General features: G+C 47.2%; 7 protein-coding genes. All 7 read left to right on the top strand.

Annotation, left to right across the window (positions count from 1 at the left end; genetic code table 11):
• Window positions 1–224 (top strand): hypothetical protein (locus VN105_RS03085; protein ID WP_325637813.1); only part of this gene is annotated, 224 nt, incomplete at its 5' end.
• Window positions 225–239: 15 nt separating this feature from the next.
• A complete protein-coding gene (locus tag VN105_RS03090) occupies window positions 240–1,697 on the top strand; it encodes a cytochrome c (protein ID WP_325637815.1) in 1,458 nt (485 codons plus the stop codon).
• A gap of 12 nt (window positions 1,698–1,709) precedes the next feature.
• Window positions 1,710–1,904: a hypothetical protein gene (locus VN105_RS03095; RefSeq protein ID WP_325637817.1), complete on the top strand. Its 195-nt coding sequence runs from the start codon at window positions 1,710–1,712 to the stop codon at window positions 1,902–1,904.
• A gap of 55 nt (window positions 1,905–1,959) precedes the next feature.
• Window positions 1,960–3,036, top strand: a complete 1,077-nt coding sequence (locus tag VN105_RS03100) for a cytochrome c (RefSeq protein WP_325637823.1) — start codon at window positions 1,960–1,962, stop codon at window positions 3,034–3,036.
• A 7-nt stretch (window positions 3,037–3,043) separates the two neighbouring features.
• A complete protein-coding gene (locus VN105_RS03105; RefSeq protein WP_325637818.1) occupies window positions 3,044–3,199 on the top strand; it encodes a hypothetical protein in 156 nt (51 codons plus the stop codon).
• A 107-nt stretch (window positions 3,200–3,306) separates the two neighbouring features.
• Complete coding sequence (locus VN105_RS03110) at window positions 3,307–3,873, top strand: Crp/Fnr family transcriptional regulator (RefSeq protein ID WP_325637819.1); 567 nt, start codon at window positions 3,307–3,309, stop codon at window positions 3,871–3,873.
• Window positions 3,874–3,888: 15 nt separating this feature from the next.
• Window positions 3,889–4,412 (top strand): dihydroxy-acid dehydratase (locus tag VN105_RS03115; protein WP_325637821.1); only part of this gene is annotated, 524 nt, incomplete at its 3' end.

Here is a 4,412-nt window from a genome sequence, read left to right on the forward strand (position 1 = left end):
CTTTGAAAGCGCCTCTTATTTTGTCACCTTCTTTGGAAAAAACGCCGGCACAACACCAGAGAATTTCAGAAAAAATCAACAGTAAAAATATTTGTATGCCGATCAATGAATATAACGCCGGGCCGGGAAAGAAAAACCTGCTGGGCACCATTATCCTGTTAAACAGGATAGCAGTGGGCGTGCTGTTGTGCTGCCTGATCCTGCTGCTTTTAAAATTGTTGTAGACTAAAAATCATCACATGGATTTTCCAATGTTTCACCTCGACTGGCTGAACGACCGGTTCCTTATTGCCATGATAGCCATTGTACACGTGTTTATCAATCATGGGCTGGCAGTGGGTTTTATTCCCTACATCGCGTGGCTGGAGCAAAAAGGCGTTAAAATGGCCGGTCCCTCGCAGATCACTGATCCTGCCTGGGATGAAATGATATATAAAAAAATGAAGGTGGCCTTTATCATTACTACTACCATCGGGGCTATGACGGGAGTAGGCATCTGGTTTTCCGCCGCGTTGATCAGCCCTTCTTCCATCGGGAGCCTGATCCGGGTGTTCTACTTCGCCTGGTTTATGGAGTGGCTCACTTTTGTAACGGAGGTAGTGCTGATCATGATCTATTTTCTCACCTGGAAAAGCGCCAATGCCACTTTGCGCGGAAAGCTGCGCCACATCCGGTTGGGATGGTTCCTGTCTGTTTTTTCCTGGATCACTATGGCCATCATTGTATCCATACTGGGGTTTATGATGGATCCCGGCAACTGGAACAAACATCACAGCCTGCTGAATGGGTTTACCAATCCCATTTACCTGCCGCAGCTTTTTTTCAGAACACCTGCGGCCATGATCCTGGGGGGTATTTTTGGTATGTTGCTTACTACCATTTTTGGGAAAAAGAATAGCGTGGAAAGAAGTGAGGCGCTGAAAAGCGCTGCCAGATGGATCCTGGGCTGGGCGCCGGTAACGCTGGCTGCCGCCTACATTTATTATCATGCCATGCCGGAAGCCATGCGCTCCAATATGAGTACGGCGGTAGGTACTATGGAGTTTGCGAAGTACTATGAACTGCTGAGCTATATTATCCCGGGCGCTGTGTCGCTGGTGGTATTCATCAGTATCTGGGCCTGGGCCCGGCCGGGGAGTATCCGTTTTGCCTTTGTATTGGTTCCCTGCCTGGCCGCCTTTGGCTTCCTCGGCATCTTTGAAAGAGTGAGGGAATTTATCAGGAAACCTTACGTGATAGGAAAGTATATGTATTCTAATTTATTGCGGGAAGAAGATTACCCGTTATATAAAAGGGATGGTATCCTGAAGTACGCCACCTATGCGGGATCGGCCGATATAACGGAAACGAATAAACTCAGTGCAGGCAGGGATGTGTTTATGTTGTCGTGCAGCCGTTGCCATACCACTAATGGCATTAATTCCATTGTAACGGTATTTGAAGGGGTGTATGGCAAGGGAAAGCCGCTGGAGGAAAACTCCATGGAAGCATATATTCCCAACATGCACAATGGCCGTACCTATATGCCGCCTTTTCCGGGTAATAAAGCAGAACTGAAGGCGCTGGTTGCCTATATCCGTCACCTGCAGTTGAGCGGTGAATCGCTGGAGGGTGCGCAAACAACCGGCGTAATGGTGAACCCGTTGAATAATGTGCCTGCCGCAGAGGCATTATTGAAAGAAGAAAAGAACCCATAAAACATCAAAAATATGACAGCTTTTTTGCAGGCGGGTACGCCTGTGCCAAGAGATATTCCGTTAGATTTGCCTTTGCCCGAATGGTTGCTGGTAGTATTGCTGGTAGTGTCGTTCCTGGCGCATATCATATTCGTGAACCTGATGCTGGGAGGATCTGTGCTTACTTTGTGGGCGCAGCTGAAAGGTTTGAAGGATAAAAGAATATGATACCCTGGCGCATGAAATTGCACGGACCATTACGGTCAATAAAAGCTTGGCGGTAGTGCTGGGCGTAGCCCCGTTACTGAGCATCAATGCGCTTTATACCATTTACTTTTATTCCGCTAACGCCCTTACAGGGCTGATGTGGATCTCTATTATTCCCCTGGTTACTTTTGCGTTCCTGCTCACTTACCTGCATAAATATACCTGGTATAAACTGGAGCATAATAAGCCGCTGCATATATCCATTATTGCGGCAGCGGTGCTGGTGTTCTTATTTATCCCGCTTATTTTTTTAGCCAACATTAACCTGATGTTATTTCCCGAGAAGTGGGGCACCGTCAGGGGATTCATGAGCGCGCTGGCGCTGCCGAATGTTTTTCCCCGGTACCTCCACTTTCTCTCTGCTTCTATGGCGGTTACAGGTTTGTTTTTATGCTGGTATTTCGGGAGAAAGAATTATCCTTTTGAACGTTACTTCACTACGCTTACCCGTTACCAGGTAAAGAAGAAAACATATTCACTGGCTTTCGCGTTTTCATTGTTCCAGTTTATGATTGGGCCGGTGGTACTGTTAACGCTGCCGGCGAAAGGGATGAACTGGCGCCTGCTGGGAATCATTTTTTCAGGCGCCGCTATTGCGTTGCCCGCCATGTACTGGATGTGGAAAGCCATCACAGGGCCGGAGGAGCATATTGATAAACATTTTGGTAAAGTGGTGGCCGCCATGACCCTCACGGTATTGTTTATGGGCAGCGGCAGGCATGTGTACCGGGCCAATGCACTGGCGCCGCATAAAAAACTGATGGCCGCCAAAACAGCGGAGTTCGAACGCTTATCGGCCGAAGCAAGGATGCATCCGGTGGAGGAAGAAGTGGAAACGCCGCCGGGAGAAGGAGGAAAAGGCGCTGCTATTTTCCAGGCTAATTGTTCCTCCTGCCACCGGCCCCACGAAAAACTGGTAGGCCCACCCATGACGGAAATGGTGAGCATCTATAAAAATGATGTAGCCGGTTTACAGCGCTGGATCAAAGCACCGGGAAAGAAAAGAGCTGGGTACCCGCAAATGCCCGGCTTCCCGCAATTATCAAAGGAAGATCTGAACGAATTATCTACCTACATTCTTTCCATTAAATAGCTTTTATATGTTTATCACCGCCATAATATTGCTGCTGTTCTGTATCCTTCGCCTGGTGATCCTTATCAGCAGCACGGTACAGTTATTGTCTAAAGATGCGGAGCTGCTGAAGAAGCATGCAGCGGAAGAGAAAGATTACCTGTTGATAAAGGGGTTTTATTAGATTGGAAACGGCTGTGTGCTGCGTTTTTTGTGCAAACACAGCACGCAGCTGTTTCGATTTTGACCAAGGTCAATGTTTTTTAAGCAGGTTCGGTGTAGCTTTGGCGTATGATAACAATGCTTGCAGCACTGATACAGGAAAAAACATCGCTTGGCAACGAAGAACTCAGCGAAGTATTATCCTGTTTCAATACTGTTAAGGCGCCAAAGAATAAACTGCTGCTGAAGAAAGGAGCGGTAGTCGACCGGATTTTCTTTATTAATAGAGGCTGTCTTCGTTTGTATTACAGTAACGATAATAATGCAGCCACCCGGTTCATGGCGTTTGAACATACTTTCTTAACATCTATTGTCAGTTTTATTTCGGGAGAGCCTTCCCCTGAATATATAGAGGCGGTGGAAGCTTCTGAATTGCTGGTGATCTCCCACCATGATTTTTTCCGGTTGAGAAAAACAATCCCGGCCTGGGATAAAATGTATATCTACATTCTTGAATACGGGTTAACAGTGATCACCTCAAAACTCAGCAGCCTGCTCACTCAGAATGCTACAGAGCGGTATCGTAGTCTGCTTGAAAATAACCCGGAACTGATACAAAGATTATCCAACGCAAATCTCGCCGCTTACCTGAACATTTCTCCTGAAACGCTCAGCAGGCTGAAATCACACATGTAATAAAATTCAAAATAAATGTCAGCAATACTCAACAGGTATTCACGCGTGTTAACGCAGGATGAAACTTTGCCCGGTGCAAAGGCAATGTATTACGCCATCGGCTTTAAAGAGGAAGATTTTAACAAAGCCCAGGTGGGCATTGCAAGCATGGGTTGGGACGGTAATCCCTGCAACATGCATCTCAATGATCTGGCTACAGAAGTGCGGAATCATATTAATCAGACCGACGGACTCCTTGGGCTACGCTTTTATGCAGCCGGCGTTAGCGATGGTATCAGCATGGGTACGGCGGGAATGCGTTATAGCCTGGTAAGCCGCGACCTGATTGCCGACAGCATTGAAACAAATGCCGGCGCGCAATATTACGATGCATTAATTACCATACCTGGTTGCGATAAAAACCTGCCCGGTGCAATGATGGCTATGGGCCGACTGAATCGCCCTGGTATTATGCTGTATGGAGGGACCATTGCACCAGGACATTATCACGGGGAAGATATTAACCTGGTAAGTACTTTCGAGGCCTGGGGCCAAAAAAT

This window comes from Chitinophaga sp., from assembly GCF_035564935.1.
In the GTDB taxonomy this organism is placed as follows: domain Bacteria; phylum Bacteroidota; class Bacteroidia; order Chitinophagales; family Chitinophagaceae; genus Chitinophaga.

What these genes read in the sequence shown, in the direction of transcription:
- VN105_RS03090 (WP_325637815.1), top strand. Translation starts at nt 240, where the DNA reads ATGGATTTTCCAATGTTTCACCTCGACTGGCTGAACGACCGGTTCCTT.
- VN105_RS03095 (WP_325637817.1), top strand. Translation starts at nt 1,710, where the DNA reads ATGACAGCTTTTTTGCAGGCGGGTACGCCTGTGCCAAGAGATATTCCG.
- VN105_RS03105 (WP_325637818.1), top strand. Translation starts at nt 3,044, where the DNA reads ATGTTTATCACCGCCATAATATTGCTGCTGTTCTGTATCCTTCGCCTG.
- VN105_RS03110 (WP_325637819.1), top strand. Translation starts at nt 3,307, where the DNA reads ATGATAACAATGCTTGCAGCACTGATACAGGAAAAAACATCGCTTGGC.